The following is a 253-nucleotide window of genomic DNA, read 5'->3' on the forward strand; positions in this document are numbered from 1 at the left end:
CGCCGCTGGTTTGTGCAACTCATGCAGGAAGGCATCGCCCCGGCAAAGCACGAGCAGGCTTGTGGCGAAATCGTTGGTCTGGACATCGGTCCGAGCACGGTTGCTGTGGTCGGCGACAACTCCGCAGCGCTGGTGAAATTCTGCGACACCGTGGTTCAGCCATGGAAAGAAACCCGCCGCTTGCAACGTGCCATGGACAGGTCTAAACGTGCCACGAACCCGCTCTGTTTTAACGCGAACGGGACGTGGAAAA

At 58.9% G+C, this 253-nt stretch carries 1 pseudogene; it reads left to right on the forward strand.

The annotated features are described in order from the left end of the window. Nucleotides 1-253: pseudogene (locus tag IV91_RS18715) on the forward strand (transposase); the annotation flags it as partial.

It is taken from the genome of Ferrovum myxofaciens (assembly GCF_000735045.1).
Lineage (GTDB): Bacteria > Pseudomonadota > Gammaproteobacteria > Burkholderiales > Ferrovaceae > Ferrovum > Ferrovum myxofaciens.